This is a genomic window from Pseudomonas sp. CYM-20-01 (assembly GCF_023169845.1).
GTDB lineage: Bacteria > Pseudomonadota > Gammaproteobacteria > Pseudomonadales > Pseudomonadaceae > Aquipseudomonas > Aquipseudomonas azotoformans.
This window is the reverse complement of sequence record NZ_AP025169.1, coordinates 1925787-1948314: the sequence shown is the minus strand read 5'-3', so window position 1 is coordinate 1948314 and position 22528 is coordinate 1925787. Positions and strand designations below refer to the sequence as shown.

At 59.2% G+C, this 22528-nt stretch carries 19 protein-coding genes; 14 read left to right on the top strand and 5 right to left on the bottom strand.

Annotation, left to right across the window (positions count from 1 at the left end; genetic code table 11):
- Positions 1-201: 201 nt before the first annotated feature.
- Positions 202-2814 carry an AAA family ATPase gene (locus M2497_RS08710; protein ID WP_169892581.1) on the top strand — a complete coding sequence of 871 codons (2613 nt, stop codon included), beginning with the start codon at positions 202-204 and terminating at the stop codon, positions 2812-2814.
- Positions 2815-3115: 301 nt separating this feature from the next.
- Here the strand turns inward: M2497_RS08710 and M2497_RS08705 are convergent, their stop codons facing one another.
- Positions 3116-3970 carry a LysR substrate-binding domain-containing protein gene (locus M2497_RS08705; RefSeq protein ID WP_248486900.1) on the bottom strand — a complete coding sequence of 285 codons (855 nt, stop codon included), beginning with the start codon at positions 3968-3970 and terminating at the stop codon, positions 3116-3118.
- A gap of 162 nt (positions 3971-4132) precedes the next feature.
- Here M2497_RS08705 and M2497_RS08700 point away from each other — a divergent pair, with 162 nt between their 5' ends.
- From M2497_RS08700 to M2497_RS08685, 4 genes are all read left to right on the top strand, one after another.
- On the top strand, positions 4133-5116 hold the full coding sequence (locus M2497_RS08700) for a hypothetical protein (protein WP_248486899.1): 984 nt from the start codon (positions 4133-4135) through the stop codon (positions 5114-5116).
- Between the two features lie 96 nt (positions 5117-5212).
- On the top strand, positions 5213-6103 hold the full coding sequence (locus M2497_RS08695; RefSeq protein WP_248486898.1) for a 2OG-Fe(II) oxygenase family protein: 891 nt from the start codon (positions 5213-5215) through the stop codon (positions 6101-6103).
- Positions 6097-7011, top strand: coding sequence for a DMT family transporter (locus M2497_RS08690; RefSeq protein WP_248486897.1), 915 nt, complete (start codon positions 6097-6099; stop codon positions 7009-7011). The genes M2497_RS08695 and M2497_RS08690 overlap by 7 nt, the downstream gene beginning before the upstream one ends.
- A gap of 417 nt (positions 7012-7428) precedes the next feature.
- Positions 7429-8163 (top strand): ATP-binding protein, encoded by a 735-nt coding sequence (locus M2497_RS08685; RefSeq protein WP_248486896.1) that lies wholly within the window; start codon positions 7429-7431, stop codon positions 8161-8163.
- 199 nt (positions 8164-8362) lie between these two features.
- Here M2497_RS08685 and M2497_RS08680 read toward each other — a convergent pair whose 3' ends face one another.
- Positions 8363-8989 (bottom strand): hypothetical protein, encoded by a 627-nt coding sequence (locus tag M2497_RS08680; RefSeq protein ID WP_248486895.1) that lies wholly within the window; start codon positions 8987-8989, stop codon positions 8363-8365.
- 407 nt (positions 8990-9396) lie between these two features.
- Here M2497_RS08680 and M2497_RS08675 point away from each other — a divergent pair, with 407 nt between their 5' ends.
- The 9 genes from M2497_RS08675 to M2497_RS08635 all read left to right on the top strand — a co-directional run bounded on the left by M2497_RS08675 (position 9397) and on the right by M2497_RS08635 (position 15457).
- Positions 9397-9615 (top strand): AlpA family transcriptional regulator, encoded by a 219-nt coding sequence (locus tag M2497_RS08675; protein WP_123750546.1) that lies wholly within the window; start codon positions 9397-9399, stop codon positions 9613-9615.
- 12 nt (positions 9616-9627) lie between these two features.
- Positions 9628-10479, top strand: coding sequence for a ParA family protein (locus M2497_RS08670; protein WP_248486894.1), 852 nt, complete (start codon positions 9628-9630; stop codon positions 10477-10479).
- A complete protein-coding gene (locus M2497_RS08665) occupies positions 10469-10672 on the top strand; it encodes a hypothetical protein (RefSeq protein WP_102591965.1) in 204 nt (67 codons plus the stop codon). The genes M2497_RS08670 and M2497_RS08665 overlap by 11 nt, the downstream gene beginning before the upstream one ends.
- Positions 10665-11984 (top strand): ParB family protein, encoded by a 1320-nt coding sequence (locus M2497_RS08660; RefSeq protein ID WP_248486892.1) that lies wholly within the window; start codon positions 10665-10667, stop codon positions 11982-11984. Before M2497_RS08665 ends, M2497_RS08660 begins: the two co-directional genes overlap by 8 nt.
- Positions 11981-12541, top strand: a complete 561-nt coding sequence (locus M2497_RS08655) for a DUF2857 domain-containing protein (RefSeq protein ID WP_248486891.1) — start codon at positions 11981-11983, stop codon at positions 12539-12541. The genes M2497_RS08660 and M2497_RS08655 overlap by 4 nt, the downstream gene beginning before the upstream one ends.
- A gap of 3 nt (positions 12542-12544) precedes the next feature.
- The gene (locus M2497_RS08650) at positions 12545-13681 is read left to right on the top strand and encodes an STY4528 family pathogenicity island replication protein (protein ID WP_248486890.1); all 1137 of its coding nucleotides are present in this window, start codon (positions 12545-12547) and stop codon (positions 13679-13681) included.
- Between the two features lie 155 nt (positions 13682-13836).
- Positions 13837-14595 (top strand): PFL_4669 family integrating conjugative element protein, encoded by a 759-nt coding sequence (locus tag M2497_RS08645; protein ID WP_248486889.1) that lies wholly within the window; start codon positions 13837-13839, stop codon positions 14593-14595.
- On the top strand, positions 14583-15059 hold the full coding sequence (locus M2497_RS08640) for a DUF3158 family protein (RefSeq protein WP_248486888.1): 477 nt from the start codon (positions 14583-14585) through the stop codon (positions 15057-15059). The genes M2497_RS08645 and M2497_RS08640 overlap by 13 nt, the downstream gene beginning before the upstream one ends.
- Entirely contained in the window at positions 15056-15457 is a 402-nt protein-coding gene (locus M2497_RS08635; protein ID WP_248486887.1) for a single-stranded DNA-binding protein, read from the top strand. The genes M2497_RS08640 and M2497_RS08635 overlap by 4 nt, the downstream gene beginning before the upstream one ends.
- 315 nt (positions 15458-15772) lie before the next feature.
- Here the strand turns inward: M2497_RS08635 and M2497_RS08630 are convergent, their stop codons facing one another.
- The 3 genes from M2497_RS08630 to M2497_RS08620 all read right to left on the bottom strand — a co-directional run bounded on the left by M2497_RS08630 (position 15773) and on the right by M2497_RS08620 (position 22414).
- Positions 15773-16996, bottom strand: coding sequence for a DUF1173 family protein (locus M2497_RS08630; protein ID WP_248486886.1), 1224 nt, complete (start codon positions 16994-16996; stop codon positions 15773-15775).
- An 85-nt stretch (positions 16997-17081) separates the two neighbouring features.
- Positions 17082-17834: a hypothetical protein gene (locus M2497_RS08625; RefSeq protein ID WP_248486885.1), complete on the bottom strand. Its 753-nt coding sequence runs from the start codon at positions 17832-17834 to the stop codon at positions 17082-17084.
- Between the two features lie 80 nt (positions 17835-17914).
- Positions 17915-22414 (bottom strand): hypothetical protein, encoded by a 4500-nt coding sequence (locus tag M2497_RS08620; protein ID WP_248486883.1) that lies wholly within the window; start codon positions 22412-22414, stop codon positions 17915-17917.
- Positions 22415-22528 lie beyond the last annotated feature (114 nt).

The following is a 22528-nucleotide window of genomic DNA, read 5'->3' as shown; positions in this document are numbered from 1 at the left end:
CGCGCACGAGGCCATGAGAAGGAAGCGCGTGCGCAGAGCCAGAACGGGACGAGCGTTGATGTCGGCCAAACTGACCTGACCGGTCACATCAAAGAACGGCATACGACTCGCCCCCTTCGCCACCATCACAAGAAAACTACGAACCAATAAGACTTCGCATCAAACAACAACTCATCGCGCTAGGAAGCAACAGGGGAACTCATGAGTCTATTGGAAGAGCAGTATGAAATGTTTTTGGGCGAGCTGCAGGCATCCGGGGCGGATCTAGATGTCCGTAAAGTCGCAAGCATTATTCACGCGAACCTGGGGGCCATAGCCGCCACAGTGAGCGCAGGCGGCCAGCGAGCAAATATGCTGACTCCGCTTGTAAGGCGTGAACTTGCTGAGATGGAAGCCCCCCCTAACCTGGCACAACGCGCCGTCGCCGCTGCCCTGCCTTGGCAACGATTGCAGACACTAAAAATTGGTCCATTTCGTGGTTTCCGCAGGGAAGAGATCTTTGATCTAAAGAAAAATGTAACGCTTTTTTACGGTCCAAACGGAAGCGGAAAGACCAGCCTTTGCGAGGCACTAGAGTTCGCACTAACTGGCGATGTTGAGGAGTCTTCACTTAAGCGATCTGCGTCGCTCGCAGCATACTTTGCCAACATTCATGAAGGCAGACATGCCCACCCTCAGCTCTACTCAGCCGGCGCTGGCGATGGAATCGCAGTCCAGCCAGCGGCAGACCTTCTTCGCTTTGCGATTATTGAGAAGAATCGAATCGAAAGCTTTGCAAGAATTGCTGCCCGAACACCTGCGCAAGCAAATGAACTAATCTCCGCGTTGTTTGGGCTAAGTTCATTCAATGATTTTGTCGGGAACTTCCCTGCAGCCATTCAAGGAAAGCTCAACCTTGCGAGTCCAGTCAAAGATGAGATGCAGGGAAAGATTGTTGAGTTAAATGGCGCAAATGAGCGACTGCAAAGAAGCACCGAAGTACTTGCTGGTTTTGACGCTGACTTGGCTCGCATTGCTGAAGAATACAAGCAGGATTGTACCACCGCCCAACTACGCGAACTGATCGGCAGTGAGCAGCAGCCCGGCAGACTACAACACCTCATCGCTGCTGCGGATGAGATTACGCCTGCGCAATCCGGACTGCGAACTCGCGCTTTCAAAAAGTTGTTCCTACAACTTCGCCGCAACCTCAGAAGCCAAAAACACTGCAAAGCACAACTCAGCAGTATGGCTGGCCAAATTTCTTTCAAGCGCCTCTTCGAGACGGTTCAAGCTCTCCAAGATGTCTCTCCGGATGCTTGTCCCGCCTGCCTGACACCTTTGAGCACCGTCGCCTCAGATCCCTACGTGAGAGCAGGTGCCGAGCTTCAACTGCTGCAGCATCTTGCCGTGCTTGAGACCGAGTTCGTGGCTCTGGAGGCTGATTACACCGAGCTAGAACGACAATCTAAAGCCCTTATCGTGATGCTTCGCGACAAGGAAGATACCATCGACCTCAGTGAAAATGGTCTCGTCACTTGGGCAACAGATGACAATGCCACTCCCCTCTGGGAAGTGGAGGATGTATCAAAGTCAGATGTTCAGGAGATCATTGGCACGCTTACACGGTTCGAGCTGGAAGATGCTGCTCTGCAACTTCGCGTCGATGCGCGTGAAGCTATTGTAAGAGAGCGCGACCAGCTACTCGAAATCCAGCGTCAGCTATCCGTATTGGATGGCAAGCGCAGTCAGCATGAAAGCGATATCCAGACTGACAGGAAGCTCGTCGCAGAGTTCGACGAAGTCAACGCCGAACTTATAGATCGGGTTGTTCAGGAGTCGGCCTCCATTGCTTATGAGCTAAGGCTGGGCACGTCTTACTCAGCCTTCAGCGAAGCAATCAAAGCCTATAGGGACACGCTACCAGCCAAATTCTTGGCTGATCTCAACGATACAACGCGAGACCTATACAACGGGTTTAACGAGGACGACCATGAAAGGGACCGACTGGCATCCCTATCCCTCCCGCTTCGTGGCGGTGAAAGAATAATGGTCTCATTCGGCGCAAATCCAGAGCAAATGTACGATGCTCTTCACGTGCTCAGCGAAGGGCACCTTCGTTGCCTTGGGCTTGCAATTCTTCTTGCCAAGAACATCAAACTTGGGCTTCCTCTGTTGGTCTTTGATGATGCAGTGAATGCGATCGACGATGATCACCGCGCCGGAATTAGGAAAACCCTTTTCGGAGATGCCCGCCTCAGCACTAAGCAAATAATTGTGACCTGCCATGGCAACGAATTCATCAAGGATATCCACAACCAACTCGGCGATGAGGCATCGCATTTGTATGTACTTGGACACCATGCCGGAGACCATCAGCCGAGAGTGCAAGGAGGTTCCAGCCGCAACTACCTTGTACGTGCCCAGGCTTCTTTGGATGAGGGAGACCAAAGGCAATGCTTAGCTTTCTGCCGGCAGGGCCTGGAAAACCTCACATCCAGAACGTGGAGAAAGCTCTATGGCAAAGCACGGGACCTCAGCTTTCTATCTGTTCCGGTTGGCCCTCCCACCTACAAACCAGAGCTCGGAGCCTTGAGCAAAGCTCTGCTCAAGGGAATCCAGCTAGGGAGCGAGCGAGGAATGCTAACTGGCGCATCGTGGGCGAGCATATCTACAGGATTTGAGGAAGTCCTCGCCGTTCCAAACAATCAGCTCATCTGGAGCTATTTCAACAAGGGTACTCATGATGAGGTCGATCGTGAAGACTTCGAACTTCCAGCAGTAAGGCATACGTTAATGGCGCTGAAGAAGATCAGCGTCGGCCTGCCCGATTGAGCGGCTGACGGCATTTCTCGCCTGCAATGGACTGGGCCACCATCGCAGGTCCGCGAACGGCGCGCGGACCTGCGATTTGGCCTGGCACCAAGCTCCCCTGCCGCGCCTCCGGACTCCCCATCCAGTACGTAGGTCAACTCCCGGCCAGACTGCGTGTGCGGTGAAACACTGGTGCCCTGAGGTGATTGACGGTGAAACCACCAGGGAATGCGCGGGGAGACCTGCTCGATAGGCGTCGGGGCACGATGACGCACTGGGAAATATATCTGGGTCAAACACCAAGATGACTAGTGCCCCGCATCTACCCAGCCTGCTGCATCGTTGATCTCAACAACCCGTGCAAATGCAGGGCCGCATGGTGGGAGCTATCTGTCAGCAGATAGACCTGGTGCTCAGGAAGAGCGGGAAGATTCAGCCCCACCGCGAGCCCTAGTGACGCATCACTGGCGTCCAGCTCCTCGACGATGCCAACTGCCAGCCCGCTCTTCATGCACGCCAACACCGCATGCCAGTTCGCACTCTCCAGCAAGATGCGATACGAAATGCCCCGCGCCTTGAGCGCCGCCAGTGCCACTTCTCGATACGGGCAGCCCTTCAGTTGCAGGGCTAGAGGCAGCGGGCGATTAGGGTCATGCGTGAAGCCTGGCGCCGCCACCCAGCGAGGCCGCGTTGAACAGAGCCTTTCGCCCTGCGCCAGCTCCTCACCACTGACCGCCAGCGTCAGGTCCAGATGTTGCCGCGCAAACAGATCGATGAGCTCCGCACTGGATCGCGCCACGACCTCCAGCTCCAGCTGCGGGTGGCTGACGACAAACACCGGCAGGAAGTCGCTCATGAGATCCGCAGCATAGCCGTCGGGAACACCCAGACGCACCCTACCCGTCATCTGCTGGAGTGAAAGTGTCGCTAATAGCCGGTCGTGCGCCATCAGGAAGCGCGTGGCCTCCCCCAGCAACTGCCGCCCAGCCGGGGTCAGTTCAACGGCCTGGTTGCTGCGCAGAAAAAGTTGCCGCCCGACCTTCTCCTCCAACCGCTGGATCTGCGTTGTCACCGCCGACGGGCTGCGGTGGACGTAGTCGGCGGCCGCCTTGAAGCGGCCAAGTCGCGCCACTGCCTGGAAGGTTCTCAGTACATCGACATCTAGGCCTTTTCCCATAGGGTCACCTGATTTCGTCGTCTCGAATTACCAGTTCACTTTATTCGGCTGTACAGCATTTTTCCCCCCGCCTATGGTTCGGTCAAGGTAGATCCTCTACCTGCCAACTGTGCTCAAACAAGGGTGAAACCGCCACGCGACTCACAGCATGGAGCCATGGGGATGAGTTTGAACAATGTCGTCGTCGATGCGCTCACGCGCTGCAAGCAGTATCAGGGCCAAGCCATCTGGACCGTCGAGAACCACGCCAAGTACTCGACGTTGAAGAATCCGGCGGGGCATCAGCAGGATCATCGCATCAACCACCAGATCTTCATGTTGATGCGCGCCCTCAATGAGCAGGGCATCAGTACGAACGGACTCTGTGCAGACGCACAGGGCCATGGCTCACTAAAGAGTCTTCTGACACAACTGACCCAACGCCTGGTTCATATGAGCCGTGGCAAACGCGTTCACTACGTCGAACTGGGGCCGGAGCCGGTCAAGACCTCGTACATCCTTACCCAGATCGCGCAAGCTGCGACGGCCGTGCGCTACACGGCGATTGACATCAACGCGACATCCGAAGGCGCTATGCGCGACGCGGTGATTCCAATCATCGCCGACCCAGCAAATTTTAACTATCTGGCGGCCGACTACCGAACCGTGACGCATGACACCTTGCGCCATGACCAGGATCTCACTCTGATCACCATGCTTGGCTTCCAGGAGGGCAATGAGTCGCCACTCGCCACTGGGCGCCTGATCCAGGCCTTGGCAGATGACACTACCTGCATCATCTCGGAGATGCAGGTCTATGAAGAGGGCCTAGAACACTGCATCCATGCCTTCTACGCCAATCCCCACATGCTGAGCTTCTCGCAACTGATTGCTCGCCAGCAGGGCTTCGTGCCCGTGGGCGATCACGAAACCACCCTGTTGCGCCTGACCATCGCAGGTGAGCTGCTGCATATCGCCGTCACCTTGCAACCGGTGGAGCACTTGCAGAAGCGCGGCTATCTACTGACCAACAGCTGCATCAAATACACACCAGACCAGTTCCGCCGCGTCAGATCACTGCACGGGAACTGCACCGTGCTGGATGAACTCGTCAGCGGCGATGGTTCGGTCCGCTACCAGATCGCCCAGTACCTCCCACCACTATGACTTAGGGAGCGAATGACCATGCATCGCACAGACCTCCCCCTCTATGCCCGCGGCCTTGATCGTGTGAAATTAGCGTTCAAATCGACGCTGCACCGCATGCCCCGTCACCCGGTTATTCAGCGGGACGAGCAAGATCATTGGCACGACGGCCTACTGACTGTGGCCGGCCCGGTGATCAGCGACAGTCGCACGCTGAGCGAGCTGGGCTATACGCAGAGCCCCCATCCCAACATCGCCGTGGACACCATCACCGGCCTGAGCGCCGTGCATGGCTTGTTAACCCCCGACGCAGTGTCGGCACTGCAGCGTATCTGCGCCGGCCTTGAGCAAGACGCTGGCGACAGCGACTGGATCATCTCGCGCCGCACCCGTGGCGTCACCGCACTTTCGCCATTCCTCCACAGCATGATGAGAAGCCGTGCGTTCCTGCTGGCGGTCTCGCGGATCGCCGGGGTTCCGCTGGTGCCCTACCCCATGCTCAACGCCCGCGCCCAGGTCAACTACTTCTATCCCAAGGCGCATGGCAGCCCGCGCGAACAGGTCGGGATGTGGCATACAGACGGCACCAACTACGTGCTGAACATCGTGCTTTCCAACGCATCGGACTACACCGGCGGCGAGTTCCTGTTCCACAACAGCACTATCGACTCTTTCGATGCTCTAGACCACCGAACCTTCGAGACCGCACCGCTGGTTGAGCCAGGTGACGCGTTGTTCATCTATGGCAGCCGGCTGTTCCACGGCGTATGCCCGGTGAAAACCGGACGGCGCATGTCACTGGTGTTGTCCTTCCACTGCCCCTATGCCCGGGAAGACTCCAACCGCTTCTGGCATCTCGCCTCCGATGATGGCATTCCCGCGACCGTGCCCAACTGGCTGCGCCTGCATTGGTCCCTGCAACAATCCGCGGCCCGCCAGTTCGCGGCGCTCGGCATCGAGCCGATCACCTTCGAAGAGCTGGGACGGGTCCAGGCGCACGCATGCTAGCCAACCCGCTGTACCTGCTCCTGCTGCAGGTGGTGTTTGTGCTCTCATGGAGTTCGGGATTCATCGGTGCGCGCCTGGGCACAGAGGATGCTGGCGCGATCAACCTGCTGTTCTGGCGTTTTCTGCTGGTCAGCCTTTGCCTGCTGCCGTTGGTGTGGCATAGGCTGCGCGCGTTGTCATGGGCGCAGGTGCGCTACAACGCGATGATCGGCTTCTTAGCCCAGTTCGCCTACCTAGTCAGCGTCTACATCGCCATTCGCGGCGGCCTGCCGGCCGGCATTGCCGCCATCATCTGTGCCTTGCAACCGCTTATCACCGCGACAATGAACAGCCGTGGCCGACATGAGCGCAGCAGTGTGCAGGAATGGCTGGGGCTTGCGGTCGGTTTCGCCGGCGTCAGCGTGGTGATCCTGGGCGAGTACCGCTTTTCTGCCCAACGCTTGAACCTTGGGTTGTATGCCCTGCCGTTGATCGCTGCGTTCACCCTCTCCATCGCCACCCTTTACCAAAGGCGGCAATCACTGCTGGCCACCGACCACAGCAAGGAGGGTTTGCTGATGCCGCTGTTTCTGCAGTCGGCGGCGACCTTGATCCTGCTGATGGCGACAGGTCTGCCATTGGGTCTGATAGAAGTGCCCAGAAGCACCCAGGCCTGGGTGTCTGTTGCATGGCTGACCGTGTTCTCGACCTTCATCGCCTATCTCAGCCTGTGGAGCCTGCTGAAGTGGATATCGGCGACAAGGGTGTCTGCACTGGTATATCTGGAGCCGCCGGTGACCTTGATCTGGGCGACGTTGATGTTTGGTGATGTGATTCAGTGGACCACCTATCTAGGCATTGGAGTGGTCGCTGTGGGAATTCTCATCACACGACACCGCAGCAAGTCTGGCCTTGCCTGCGCAAACTAGACAGTCGCAGTAGCGACCAGCGCATGGAGCGATCATCAGCTCCGACCAAGACCGACATTTCTTCCAACGCCTGACCGGCAGTCACTATCGACATGACAAATTTCTCACCAGATCAACGTACGGGATGAGGCGAACATCCCGGAGGCGATAGTCCTGCGCGCGTCATTAGCCGTCGGCACCTCGGGCTCGGCGGACGAAGTACATAGAAAAATGTAACGCCAGATTTCGCAGAACCCTACAGTGATATGCCAGGGCCACTCTGAAATTTTCGGCCGTACCGCAGCCCCCTCCCAAACTCACCATTTCGTTGGATGATAGCCACGACGGCTATCGGGACATGCTCCTGCATTCCCACATAAAGAGCCGCCCAACCAAGGAACCCATTGATGATTTCACCATTCATGCAAGGTATCGATCATGCGCGAACTTACTACCTCATTGATGAAAGCCTATTACCACCCGATTGAAGCAGCGATCCGCTGGAGTGACCTGCATCATTTCGAAACCTCAATCCTGGCACAACTCGGCGACCGTCTGCGCCCGACCAAGGACGACTTCCCACGCTGGCCAAACCTGCATTTGAACAGCGAACGCATCTACTGCGCGCTGTACAACGGCGACCTCCCCTTCGGCAAGCACGGCATCATCTGTCAGGACAAAAGCCTGCTGGAGTCCCCTGAACTGAGCATCTGCGAGCCGCACCTGAAGGCCTGGATGCAACTCCACTATCCGGCAGACAAGCCAAGGTTTTTGTATGGGCCTGCCGAACGTCGCGGCCTGACGTGGACGGCGATGCAGGAGATGTCGGCCAACCACACGGAGCTGAAAGTGCAGCTCGAAATGTGCGCCAAGAACGGGGCACAGTTGAAAGAGCAGAAAGCCCTGCTGGAGCGCGACCTGGCTAAGTTGCGACACCTGGCACCACCCGGCGAAGAACTCAGTGACCGTGGCCGCTCTGCCCTTTTGAACATCATCGGCGGCCTGCTGACGGTCCTGCGCGGCAGCTCCCCCGGCGGGCAACGCTACAGTCAGTTCGACAGTGACTCGTCGATCATCCAGGCGATCATTTCCTACCACGGCGGGCGTGTCGGCATCACCGAGCGCACGATGCAGAAGCATTTCGCCGCGGCTCGCCGTAGCCTAGGTGCCTGAGCCTGCCGTCTGAGACCGCAACTGCGACCGCAACTCGCAGTTGCGGCTCCGCTCCAGGTCAATATACCGACGACCTAGCAGGTACTCTCGAAGCACCGCACGCTGTACGGTACGCATTGAGGCATCTAAAAAGTGTGGTGTCGCCCAAGCACAGAGCCATATTTCATTGCTGAAGCAACACCTACGGCTACTGGCCAATCTAATAGCCTGGCGACTGATCCATGACCGATAGCGATGAATGAATTCCTACCATCATCATGAAAACGCTATCCATGATCTCGCTGAGCTGCCGCACATTGATATGGCGCAACTCTGGTAGCGATACCTCACCTTTCTTGGTGGTTGGGTATCGGAAAGAAAATGACCCTGGATCAACATCATCCAACTGCTGGATGAACTCCTCCATGGCGGACAGCTCTTTATCATCCTCTTGAGGATCAAGTTTCTCTGCAAGCTCGCGCAGCTCCCGCCACAAAGGCATGAGCCTGTGATCGTGATCGTCCTTAGGAGCACGATCAGCTAACCGCCTTGCTAAAGGCAGGATCAATTTCAGCTGAAGCTCAAGACCTTGGCGATAAAGAAACACCAGCGGATAGATCACGCTATCAAGACTTACGCGACGATCTGCCAATGCGTAGAGCAACCCGTCCGCTGCATCTTTGTACCCCGCTGCGTATAGATCCATAGGGAAGTGTGTCCAACCCAGCATGGCGTTGTTCTGCCAGTCATCGCCCTGAACAAACAACTTCTGGCCAGCGAACGCAGAGGGTGACTTGTACTCACTCGTCAGGCTTGGGTCCAACATGTCATCGTCCATGGCATTCATAACGCATTCCCTACCTTGATTGGTCAATGTGATGAAGCTGACGTTCTACGTCACCGCATAGGTTTAGCACCTTCGCCGGTTGGATGCACTGCAACGTGGTGCGAAGTGTCAGTCAGCCGATGCACCTGATACTGATCAAAGCCAGGAAGAATCAGACACAAGGAACCCGCCCCTCGACGAGGCGAAACATCGCGCATCGTCCAAACGCACCAACTGTCGGCCCGGCGTGTCGGCATCACCGAGCGCACGATGCAGAAGCATTTCGCCGCGGCTCGCCGCAGCCTGGGCGCTTGAGCTAGTCCCCGGAACCGCAACTGCGGCCGAGTCCCCCGCAGTTGCGGTAGCCGCAGGCTGACGCGGGCTATTGAATACCGATCACCCCTAACAAGCCTTCGGGAGTGATCATCATGATTGACAACATCTCCACAGAACCCCTGCACGCCGAGCATCGCGTGCTGCGCCGGGTCGATGTCGAGCACAAGACCGGCCTCAAGCGCGCCCACCTGTACGCGCTGATGCGCGCCGGGCGTTTCCCCAAGAGTTTTCCACTGGGCATCCGTGCGGTGGGCTGGGATTCGCTTGAAGTTGAGCAATGGATCGCCGAACGCCGCGCCGAACGCGACTGACGGGAGAAGACCATGCGTATTGTGGCCATAGCCTCCTCCAAAGGCGGCGTCGGCAAAACCACCACTGCGGCCAACCTCGGTGGTTTTGCCGCCGACGCCGGCCTGCGTGTATTGCTGCTGGATCTGGATGTGCAACCCACCCTGTCCAGCTACTTTGCACTGACCTACCAAGCCTCGGCCGGTACTTACGAGTTGCTGGCCTGCAACGAGCGCGACCTGGACCGATTGGTGTCGCGCACCAGCATCCCCGGCCTGGACCTGATCGTATCCAATGACGAGTTGGGCCAGCTCGGTACCTTGCTGCTGCACGCACCCGATGGCCGCTTGCGGCTACGCAACCTGCTGCCGATTTTTCAGGCCCACTACGACCTGCTGCTGATCGACACCCAGGGCGCACGCACTGTGCTGCTGGAGATGGCGGTGCTGGCCGCGGACCTGGCACTGTCGCCCGTCACCCCGGAAATCCTCGCCGCCCGCGAACTGCGCCGCGGCACCCTGCGGTTACTGGACGATATCGCGCCCTACCGTCACCTGGGCATCCAGCCGCCGCCGCTGTACCTGCTGATCAACCGCGTGCATCCGGTGTCGGCCGATGCGCGGCAGATCCAACAGGCCCTGCGCCAGGTGTTCAGCCACACCGGCGGTGTCCAGGTGTTGCATACCGCAGTGCCGGCGATCGATGCCTACCCGCGCGCCGCCACGCAGCAATGGCCGGTGCATCGGGTCGAGTACCGCAAGCCGTCCGGGCGCGTGGCCCCTGCTGCACTGGAAACCATGCGCGCCCTAGCAGGGGAATTGTTCCCGGCCTGGGTGGCGCGCTTCGCCACGGTTACTGGGCGCGGAGGTCGTCAGCATGGACAGTAATCGCCTACCGCGCCGCCTGCGTCGGTTGATCCTGATGGCCCTGCGTGAGGGCTGGCGGGTGGAGATCAGCCCCGACCTGCACCTGACCCTGCGCAAGCCTGGCTTCACCCCGATCCACACCGGCGCCCGCGCCAACGACAGGCGCCCGGTAGTGCGGCGGGCCAAACCAACCGACAGTAATGACCATGGCTAAGCCGACCGCCCCGGACCTGGCCGCCCAACTGCTGGCCACGCCATTTACGCGCAGTGTGCCGTCTGCGCAAGCAGCCAGCGATCCGGTGGTGGACACCCCGATGCAGGTGAGCCTTGAACAACTGCGCCCGTACCATTTCGACCCACGCCGAGCGCCGAACCCGCAGTATCAGGCGATCAAGACCTCGATCCGTCAGCGCGGCCTGGACCAGCCACCAAACATCACCCGCCGCCCAGACGAAGAGCACTTCATCATCCGCAACGGCGGCAACACCCGTCTGGCGATCCTCAATGAGCTGTGGGCGGAAACCGGCGAGGAACGTTTCCACAGTTTCCTGTGCCTGTTCCGCCCCTGGACCGCGCGCGGCGAGATCCTGGCCCTGACCGGGCACCTGGCCGAGAACGAGTTGCGCGGCAGCCTCAGCTTTATCGAGCGCAGCCAGGCGGTGGATCAGGCGCGGCAGCTGTATGAGGAGGAATGCGGGCATGCGCTGAACCAGCGCGAGCTCGCCGAACGCCTGACCGAGGACGGCTACCCGGTGGACCAGCCAGCGATCAGCCGCATGGGCGACACCCTGCAGTACCTGTTGCCAGCCATTCCCGAGGCGCTGTATGCCGGGCTGGGGCGGCCACAGATCCGCAAGCTGTTGGCGTTGCGAAAGGCCGCGCAGCACACCTGGCAGCAACATGCCCCCGACGCCGAGGCCGAGTTCGCGCCAGCCTTTGAACACAGCCTGGCGCGCTGCGACAGCGGTCAGGGGCAGTTCTCGGTGGAGCGGGCACGCGATGAGCTGATTGGCGATCTGGCCCAACGTTTGGATCTGGGCTACGACGAACTGGCGCTGGACCTGGGCGAAACAGAACTGCATCGCGACCTGCTCAGCCAATTGCTGGAGCCCGAAGTACCGCTGCCGCACCCCGAACCAGGCAGACTGCCGGCGGCCGCGACCTTTACCCCACCGCCGACGAATGCCGCAGTCCCCAATAGCGAACCGCTGCGTAAACGCATTGCTGAGCTGGCGCAGTCGATCACCGAAAGCTGCGCGCCAACGATTGAAGTCCTGGCGAAGACCGAGGGGCTGGGCTTCGCCTGCCACTGTGCAGATCCCGGCACCCTACCCGCGCAAGGCCAAGCCCTGCTCGGGTTCTGGCAGACGTTGACGGATCCGACCACTGCCACGCCAGCCAAAATTGGCGCGCTGCTATGCGGCACCCCATCCCACGCCCCTTGGCTGGACGATACGGCGCTGTCTCAATTGTTTCGCCTGATCAAGCTCGCGCGCCAGTTGCCCCGTGCCGGTGAACCGCGATGAAGACACGGCAACCACTGAACCAGGCGGTGATCGCCCAGGCAATGCAAGACCTTCGCAGCGGCCAACTACGCCGCTGCCTGGCGATGGGCTTTACCGAGCAGCAACTGGCCGCGCTCAAGCGCCCGGAGCTGCTCTGCGTCTTGATCAACGCCCAGGTCTGCTGGTGCAAAGTCACGGTCAACCCGGCGGTGGTGCAGCGCATCCTGACTCAGGCCGTCGTGGTCAGTGAGGAGGTCGCCACCATCGACCGCCTGCTGCGTGCCGGCGCCAGCACCGAGATGATGAGCCGCTACCACGGCCTGCCCCACCAGGAAGTAGCGACCCGGCGCGAGGTACTCGGCTTACCCAAGCGCCGCGGCCGCCACCCCACCCTCGACGAGGCCCAGGACACCGAACTGTGGCGGCGCTGGAAACCCTTGCGCGATCAACGCCAGCTCGACTTGGCCGATGATGCGGCGATGCTGCAACTGGCGTTGGAAGTGGCCGAAGATATGGCCCTGCCGCTGTCGGTGGTGTGGGCCACGATCCAGGGCTGGGTCGAACAGAAACTGGTCTGAACCATGGCGCGCCGTCCCGAGCCGCCCGCCACCACACCGGTCCGGCCGCTGCCACGCGACGACTTTGTTTACAGCGGCCAGCTGCATGACTGCGTGCCGCGCGCCCTGCTGCTGGACCGCCGCTTGTCACCGCTGGAGCGCAATGCCTGGCAGGTGATCCGCCTGCTGCTCAATGGCGACGGCGTCACCGCCCTGCCCACCTACGAACGCCTGCGCCCCTTCCTCACCACCTCCCCCTGCGCCAGCCAAGCCTCCTTCGAAACCGTCGCACGGGCGCTGACCGTACTGCGCCTGTGCCGCTGGCTCAGCCTGGCGCGCCGGCGTCGGCCGGGGAGTCACGGCCAATGGCAGGGCAACCTCTACGTGCTGCACGAAGCGCCGCTATCGCCCTTCGAGGCGCTGCGCCTGGACGCCGAGTACTTGGAGTTGCTCAGCCAGTCACTGACCCATGCCAGCAAGGCGGTGCAGTGGGTGGCCTATGACGCGCTGCAGGCACTCGCCGAGGATCCGTTATTGACCACCCGCCCGCTGCCGGAGCGCCTGCAACGGTTGGCCGATTGGCTGGAAAGCGCCACCGACATCCAGCCGCCACCGCCCTCTCTGATCTCACAGCTCACCGCGGCACGTACTTCGGATTCCGAAGGCAACCCTACTTCGGAATCCGAAATCACCTCACCTGCTTCGGATTCCGAAGCAGGTCTGAAAGCCCCGAATTCCGCCTGCCTTCGGAATCCGAAGCAGGGGCCTAGTACTGTATTTAGTATCAGTAAAAGCTTTTGTATACCGCGCGCGCGGGAAACGAATCCGGCCAAGCTGCCACCCGGCTTTGCCCAACTGCGCCCGGAAGAACAGAGTGCCGCACTGGCCACCTTGCAACGCGTGGAGCCGGAATTACGCCAGGCGGTGCTGGACGAATGGCAGGTGCGCTGCGCGGCCGGTGGTGTGCAACGCCCTGCGGCCTACCTGTTCGGCATCCTGCAAAAGGCCCTGCGGGGTGACTTCCACCCCTGGGCGACCAAGGCCAAACCCGCCTCACCACCACCCGCACCGGCACCGCTATCGCCCGAACAGCAACAAGCGCGGTTGGACAATGCGCGCCACCACCTGGCCAACCTGCGCGAGCTACTCGGCATCCGCTAACCCCCGTGCTCTGTTCCAGCGATGTCTGCCAACGACTTATGTCACTGACATAGTCAGCGTGGCAATCCGGAACACCGCGCGTGTGCATTGCCCACAGACACCGGGTAGCGAACCAGCCACGCTAGGCCCTCGACTTGCCTTCGAGCCCTTTGCCCATGGCCCTCACCGACCACGCCCCGCTCGGTCGCCTGCGCAGCGATATGCAGCTGACCCTGCACACCCACCATGCCATCCGCCTGTGGCAAGGCCGCCTGCCCGCCGCCGACCTGCACGGTATCTTCGGCCTGAGCGCCTTTGTCGCCATGCTCAACCGCATCCACCGCGACGCCTCCCAGGACGACCCGTATGCCGATGCCTGGCTGCTGCAAGTGGAAGCCAAACTCGACAGCACCCGCGCCGCCCTGCTCGACCTGCGCGCCCAGTTGAGCGACGCTCTAACCCAGGCCCCGGCCGCCCTCAGCCTGGGCGATAACCTCAACCTGGAGCCCGTGCAACTGCCCGTCACGGTCAACGCTCCGCTGGGGTTCCTTGGGCTGTACCTGCTGGCCGACTACGACGAACTAGCCCGGCGCGCCCTGCTGGCCCAACACACCGCCCTGATCGACCCACCCACCCTGGATCGCTGGCTGGAGGAAGGTGCGCACCAACTGCGCAGCCTGTTCGGCCTGGTCCAGCCCTACCGCTCCAGCGGCGTCTGCCGCAGCGATTTCCAAGCCAACAATGCCCGGGCGGCGCACGCGCGCGAACAGTTTGGTGAACTGCCACAGCCCGTGCTGGAAGGCCGGCAGCGTGCCCGTCACGCTCCAACGATCCGACGTCCTGGGCCAACCAAGACCAACGGTGCTGGGCCAGAGCCCACGTTTGCAGACGATGCCGCCTGCGATGACGAGGAGGCCCAGCCATGCCCGCACTGACCCACGCCGAGGCGCTGGAACAGCTCGCCTCCCTAAAAGGCCTTTTCAAGGGTAAGGGGGAGTTGGTGGTGCTGGCCGAGGTCTGCTGCGCATTGCGCGATGAACTGATCCAGCAGGATCTGCATGCCGTGCTGGCCGATGCCCGTACCTCGCCGCTGCACCTGATGCCGGTGCAACTCAATCGCCAGGCCACGGCCGCCGGTACCTGCTTCCTGCGCTGGCGCCGGGTCGACCGCACGGCCATGGGCGTGGCGCAGTGGCAGGCACTCTTGCTGGCCCCGAACACGCCCGAGCTACTCGTGCCCCAGCTGTATCAGCTGGAGCGCCAACGCGTGCTGCTCAACGCCCAGATCAGCCTGGCCCACAACCTTGCACAGCTGGCCCGCAGCGCCGTCGACAAACTGGTCCATGCCGAGCACACCGTCCAGCAGCGCCTACCCAGCCTTACCCCGGAGGTTCCATGAGCACCTATTTCATCGGCGAAGGCAACATCGGCTCCGCCCCGGAATTTCGCGAATTCCCCCGCGACAACGTCGAACCCCGGCGCCTGCTAAGGCTCAACGTTTACTTCGACAACCCAGTGCCGACCAAAGACGGCTATGAGGACCGCGGCGGCTACTGGGCGCCGGTGGAGCTGTGGCACCAGGATGCCGAACAATGGCAGGCGCTGTACCAGAAAGGCATGCGCGTGCTAGTCGATGGCCGCACCGTGCGCGAAGAGTGGGAGGACCGTGAGGAGAACCCACGCGTCACCTTCAAGATCGAGGCGCGACGTGTGGCGATCCTGCCGTATCGGTTGGCGCGGGTGATGTTGTTGGCACCTGCCGGGCCGGCCGCCGATGTGCCTGACGACCCGGTGTGACTCAACTGCCAACATGCTATTGTAGTCCGTTTCCCACGTCATTCGTCGCATCGGTATTGAAACGATGTGCAGGGGTTTTTACGATTCCAAGCGACGGTGTACCGGCACCGTCACGGAGTCGCGGGTACGTGACGGGCCACCTCATGACCGCCCACTGCGCCCGCCACTCTTTTCCTTGCGCAAGATTGAGCCTCAAGGGTGCTTTCCTCCTTCCCTACTAGCGCCTTGAGGCTCCCTTTCTCCACCCAATGTCAATGTCAGCCACCGCCGGGACGACCTGATGCTGGAACTGGATTCGCACGAAGGCGTACCTGCCTAAGCAGACTCAACCAACATCGGTAGTGGTGGAACAGTCGTAGTGGCGTAGGCATCCCATTGCCACCAGCCAGATGGATAGTTGGTGTTGTAGTGCTCGACCTTGACCGCCTTCCGCGTCAAGTACTCCGGCGTGTTCATGCCGAACACCTCCATCGGGTAGTCACGATCCATATCCAGCAGCCAAAAGTCTGGGAACACAGCCTCTAACCCGGCATCAAAACGAAGTGGCTTGTAGAAACTTCGTTTGTTGTCGTAGAGCAGCTTTTCAATCGTTGCCTCATGGCCGGAATCCAGCGGAATCAGGCGTTCGCTCACACGCATCAGCCCGATCTTGTTCACATCCGCATATGGGTTGGTTCCAGCACGCATGCTCAGATGCAAAATCGCATATATCTGGCCGCCCGCCTGCCAGGCATTCAGCTCGGCTGCGAAGCTCTCGTTCAACGCCGCCCTCGCGATATCGCCCAGGTACATCATTGGCATACCGGCGGCGCTACGCAGGGGCAGTCGCTTAAGCACAGCATCACGATCGGGGCTGTACCTTGCCAGTGGAGCGATGGCCACCACGTTGCGTCCGTGTTTCCGGGCATCCGCCACGACCTGAAGGTTCTTATCCTTCTCTTCGGAGCCATCGGCGGCTGGTACCAACAGCACATCGTTCAACGTCATTCGTGCCGCGTTGATCCTGTCTGCTTGCTCGGCCATCAAGCGAGCGACAAGCCGATCGTTACGCTTTCCATCCATGGCTGGGTACCACTTGATCAGACCGCTTTCGCTCCAGAGCAGATGCAAGAGCCCCAGCAATGACATCGCATCACGTTTCACGCCCGCGCCGGCAACGCGTGGCGAAACGGGTTTGGTCTCAGCATCGGTTTTGCGAGGCTGACGCAATGGAAGGTCCAGCCGGACCCTCAGCCCTCCGTCCTCAAGCTCTGTGACCGCGTTGACGCTGTAGCCTTGCAACCCCGAGCTGGAGGCATCGGACGAGTAGAAGCGGCAGTTCCGACGATGATTCGGACCAGAGCCCGCATAGCGATGTAGGTGGTACTTTTTGCGGAACTTGACTGAAAGCCGTCCTTCGCCCGTCTGCGTGCAAAGACAGACGAAGTGAGTCACACGGTGGGCGCGAGTGAGTGCGCTGATCCAAGCATCGCCTTGCTGGCTGCTGCTGTCGAAGACCCTGCCGGTGTTGGCAACCTTGAGAGAGTAGATTTTCGTCATTCCGTCTCCATGCTGGCTCGATTCAGTAGTCGCCTCACTCACCATTGATCAATGGCTGACGCGCTGGCTATTGGGATATGGAACCCTAGGGGCAGGTGGCAACGCAATGCAAGGGCGTATTTGCATCTCCATTTGGCGGTCGACAGGATGCACCATCGGTCACCTCAATCGCTGGTGAAGACACCGCTGCACTGTCAGCTATCTGATCAGCCGGACGCAAAGCATTAGATGGCACTACTTCCGCCGCATGGGCTTGAACCGGATTACTACCGCCAGCAACGACTGGGCCAAGCTTAAACAGTCGATTGGCGGTGCTCAGCCCAATGGACACTTTGAAAGCCACGAAGAAGCACATGAACGAAATCGGCAGTATCAGCCATGCGCTCACAGTCTCGTGCTTGGCAAGGTGCGCGTAGAGCAGGATGAGTCCCGTGTACAGGACTAGGCCGGACACAGCAGCGATAGCCGGCCAGAAACGATAGTTCCGATCATCGTTAGCGCGCGCAGTTCTTTGAAACCGACTTCCGTCCTCGGAGACACGCACGAACTCGCGGGCCGCCAGATAGTCCCTCAATACCCCAAAAGCGGAATCCTGGTATGAAAGCGCAAGACGCAACGCTCGCGCGTCCAAGTTGATCCGCATGCCAAAGGCTTCACGGACATCCAACACCAGCACCATGGGATGCACCTTGTTCCAAGCCCCAGTGAGCACCAACTCGCGCAACCGCTGAGTTCGTTGATGGGACAGGCTTGCGGAGTTGTTCGACCACGTGACCACCAGCGTCAAAAAGGCGATCGCCAGCGGCACAACGATGGCTTGCCAAACCTGAATATCCATAATTAGCTCCTTGCTGAGCGTTGAAGGCAGACAAGGCCTACTTTCGCATAGCGGCGACTGCTCCTGTTGGCGAAAATTACTTAGAAATCCACGGGCGGCCAAGATCGACCGGATTCGAGATCAGGGTGACGCGGCTCGCCTGCTGGTCGACCGTACTCCAGGCGCCACTCTTCTATTTTGCCGAGAAGGATAGAAGCAGACTTATGTCGTTTCTGGTCCCCAACCGCCATTCTAAACAGCAGCACACGCAACTCATTTGAGGCACGCGCGTGTTGCGTGAAAACATTAGAACTCTGTCCAAAGGGGCGCTGCTCAACGCACGCACTCTCGAGCTGATCCCAGATTCCTTTGGGAATTGGCATCGCCTCAGCATCGTCAATAAGATCTAGATTTGCGGCAAGAGCCTCGGATGTCCCGAGCGAACTCATTACCCTCGACAGGATGTCCCGGCTAACTTCCGGCAGATCGCTCTGGCATAAATCTCGCATACGCTCTGCAACATGGCGACTGCGCCGGGCAAGATTTGCAAGTCGCGCAATCAGCACTTCATTCGCATGATAGCGGCGCGCTGACACAACTCCACGAATCTCCGGATCTACAAACCCTAGAAGCCACTCGCGCGCACGCGCTGTGTCGAGCGATGCAAACGCATTAATGAAGTCGTCCTCGTAGTGCTCAAAGGTCCGGGCATCAGATGCCCACTCGCATAAGAAATCAACGGCTGCATCCGACCGACTCTGACCCAGAGCATTGATAAGCTCGCGCAGATCCCCTCCTCGGAACTGTCGCAACTCTAGAACATCTCGTATCTTGGCCACGCCTGCGAAAGGGTCGTCAACGAACGGACAGAGAGAAAGGATCCGTTTCACAAGATACCTGTCGGATTCCTGCATCCACCCATTCGTACGCTCGACCATAGAATCAACGAGAGCGAACACCACGTTCACAGGCAAAATGACACCTGCAGTCAACAGGCGCTCGGAGGCATCGAGACAAGTGTGTTGATCCCATTGACCGGGCGTAGAAATAGCGTCTAACACGACTGACGCAGATCCAAGCCCGTCAACTGCAGCAAGCGCCATTGCAAGATTTTTCAACCCTGCACCGACACCCCCCTCTTGCTGGCGCTTGATCTCAGCATTGAGTGCGGCGCTAAATTGTGCCCGACGCTGATCGCTGCCGGGCAGCGCAATTTTCCCCTTTCGTGCAGCCCATATCAAATCGTAGCGAAGCGCCCGATTGAAAGAGCCCACAGAGCTGGGCAGGAAGTCGCGTGCCATCGCGGCCGCAGCCTCAGAGCAATACTCCGGCTCTGGGAGCAACTCAATGAGCACCTGCTCGGAAGCACCCTCACGAAGGTGCATGACGGCAGAGATATGCCAACTTGCATAGCTCATAGTACCGCCATTACCAAGCGGACCGCGGTCTCCCGCTAAACGGGCAGCGCGACCGCGACGGACACGCTCAATGTCAGCGCGGATGAGCCTCACTAGATCGACCATGTCTTCTGGCTGTCCCACCTGGGCGATCGCCGAGGCTAAGTTGGCCTTCTCTTCACCGCTGAAGTCATTCTGGTACAGCACAACATCAACGCTGTTCTTCAAATACGTGCGAATGCCTAACCTCAGGTCCTCATTCACAACCTGGAAAGCTTCTGCGTCAGGTCTGGCGACTCGGCTGAGCAGGCCAGCTGCGACTTTGATATCAAGTGCATCGCCACTCGTGACGGACGATAGAATGCCCGCTGCAGCGACTTCGCCAGGAAGGTGTCGATACACAGCTTCCAACTGACGCGTAATCGCCCACTCGAGTTCATGCCGCTGATCTGGAGCTCCGTCCACCATCCGTCGCAATTCGCAAAGTCTCCCAAACACGCGCGCGGCAAGACTCGCCTCCCCACCCGCTGCAATGATGGACATCATGCCAGTGAGGCTAGGATGCTTGACGTCTTCCGTCTCGAGACGTTGCAAGTACCTCTCAATAAAGCTATCGGGAATGACCGTCGCAAACGGCAACCAGGATTCGGGATCGTAGAGAGCGCCTTCGGCAATTCTGACCACTACCCACTCGCTTACCCAATCAGGATCGGCCTTGCACAGGTGCTTGAGCGCAGTTTGGACGTACCGTGGACCAATGCTTCGCATGTCGCTGCGGCGTAGCTCGACCAAGGCATTCCTAATAGTGCCCTCCATTCCGGCCTGCCCGAGATCGACCAAATCGAGCGCGACTCGCAGACGGGCAACACCGTCCTTGGTGGTCTCTACGAACTTCCTCATCGCCGCAAAGACTTGCGGCATGAGAGCATCGGGCATTCGTTCGGGATTTTGACAGCAGACTTCCTCAAATGTGGGAACATCCAAAGACTCAAGGACGCGAATGAGCCCATCGTCAAAGCCGGTCCACATGAGGCCGGAGACCGCGGCCTTCTTGACCTCGGCACTACCGTCTTCGGCAGCAAAGATCGCGATGTCATCGTCAGTACGGTGATGCAGCAGCTCCGAGACGAAATCCGCGCGCGCCCCGTCGTCCCAGCCACGCACCAGCTCACGCCAGTTCTCTCCTAGCGAAGAGACATGAAAGTCCGGCCAGAGACGATACGTGCCAAGCCGTATCTGCTGGTCTTGATCTGATAGAAGCGGCACGATGAGATCGCTAAAATCGTCTGCGCCGCTGGCGAGCATGGCAGAAGTTACATACTCCTGAAAACTGCCGCCACCGATCGCATAAAGCGTACGGAAACGCTCTCCGACATTTGAGCGAACCTCATTCCAAACGGACGTACCGCAAAGCTGTGCAAGCTCGGCGGTGAATACAGGATCAACGGTGAGTGCCATCACCAAGAGCCTCACCCCCCCACTGACATTTCGCCCTTTCACTTCACCGTCGACTGTCTGCTCAGCGAACGTCTCGGCAATCATACGCAGAGGTTCAGCCCATACCGGATCGTTCACATAGCTGGCCGTAAAGCGGGCAACTGATCCATAGTCATCATCTTTCAGGCTAAGGAGTAGCTCACGAACGTCAAGTGCAGCGTAGTACTCCTGGAGCTGTTGATGCTCGAACTGAAACGCTGCGTATGGGTAGTCAACGCGTTCAAGAACGTGGTGTGCCGTAAGCGTCGCAAGGACCGCAGGAGCTCCCACTTGATCGATCTGGCCTCGCTGAAAAAGATCTCGAGTGATAGCAGCAACCACAGTGCGAGTATCCGCCTCAGGCATTGTCGTGGCGCCCAGCCGGGTCATCTCAGTTGCGATGGCTTTCAGATACTCTTCTTGCACACCGAAGATAGGTGCTGCGCGCAGGGCATTTCTGTGCTCGTCTCGCTGCTCTTGCAGCAGAAGAACCTTGCCTAGAATTCCAATTTTTGTGGATGGAATTTCGAGGCCAGCTTCAAACAAGGAAACGACTTCGGAAAGAATGAATGGCGTACGGGTCAGTTGATCAAGCGGTCGATCGGAATCGATGCGAGCACGCAACTCAGCGTGTCGTTCCTTAAGTCGAGCAACGAGGTAGCTGAGCCGCTGGGTACGCTGAAGACGCGACAACCGCAGCCGTACAGCACCTGGCAGTGGTGGAGTTAGGTGATGCGTACGGGTTGCGACGATGATACCCGCACCAGGAAAATCTCGCTCTAGCTCCCGCAGTGCGTCACTCGCCCGCAAAGAATTTGACTCCGAAATCTCATTCCAACCGTTCAGCAAGAACAGGAAAGGCTCCGTTGACTGCACGCGAGCCAGATCGGCAGCTGTAAGCCCCTCAGCTTGGAACGCGGGCATACCTGCAACATATTCGAGAATTCCTCGCTGCGATGATGTCCACGCCGGAAGCTCGACCATTAGCGCAGTCCCAGCAGCGCGTTCGCGTTGTGCGAGCTGTATTAGCGTCGTAGTTTTTCCACGTCCTGCCGGCCCCTCTAGAACGATGCGACCGCTCTGCTGCAACTCCAAATCGATCTGTTCCAGTGATAACACGTCGGCAGACACTGCGCCGTCTGCGTCAAGGCGCACCGCAGCCAGATCGATAAGTGGGTGCCCTTTTGTCCTGATTGCCCACGCCCGCGCGACAGTCGTAGCTGCACGCTTTGCCCTTTCAACAAGATCAGCGATCTGTGGTTCGGCATCGACATGGAGAGACAGGAAGCTCGCACAGAGCGCGACATTCTCCGGCATCATCATCTGCGTAATGATTTCTTCGCGCTCTATGAGATGAAGTTCGACACCGTGATCTCGCGGAATTGCCTCCTCCCACCTCCTTCGATCGGCGTTACCGACTTTGGCGGGCGTCACGAAGAGAAGCTTCCTGAGGTCAGGGAAGTTTTCCTTGGCGGTCTTCGCGTCGTCAGAAATCTTCTTCAATGTCGGCGTGATTGAGGCGGCGAGCCCCTTGCCAATACTATCCGGCGCCAGACTGGCCGGAGCGTAGGCATCAAGCCCGAAATCCTTCTTCCTCTGACGGGAGACAAGTTCGGGCCAGAACTTCTTGCCGAGTACTACTGCCAGCCCCTGAAATCGCATCCCCTCTTCTTGGGAAACGAGCTCATCGAGCGCCCTTTCTACATCTGTTCTCAAAAGAGCCATCATTGAACCGCGCTGAGTTTTGAATGAGCCTGGGGAAATATGTCACGGTGTACTTCACTACTCCACGTGCCGGCGCTCCACTGCCATTGCCGCAGACATTTCTTTAGATCAATAGAC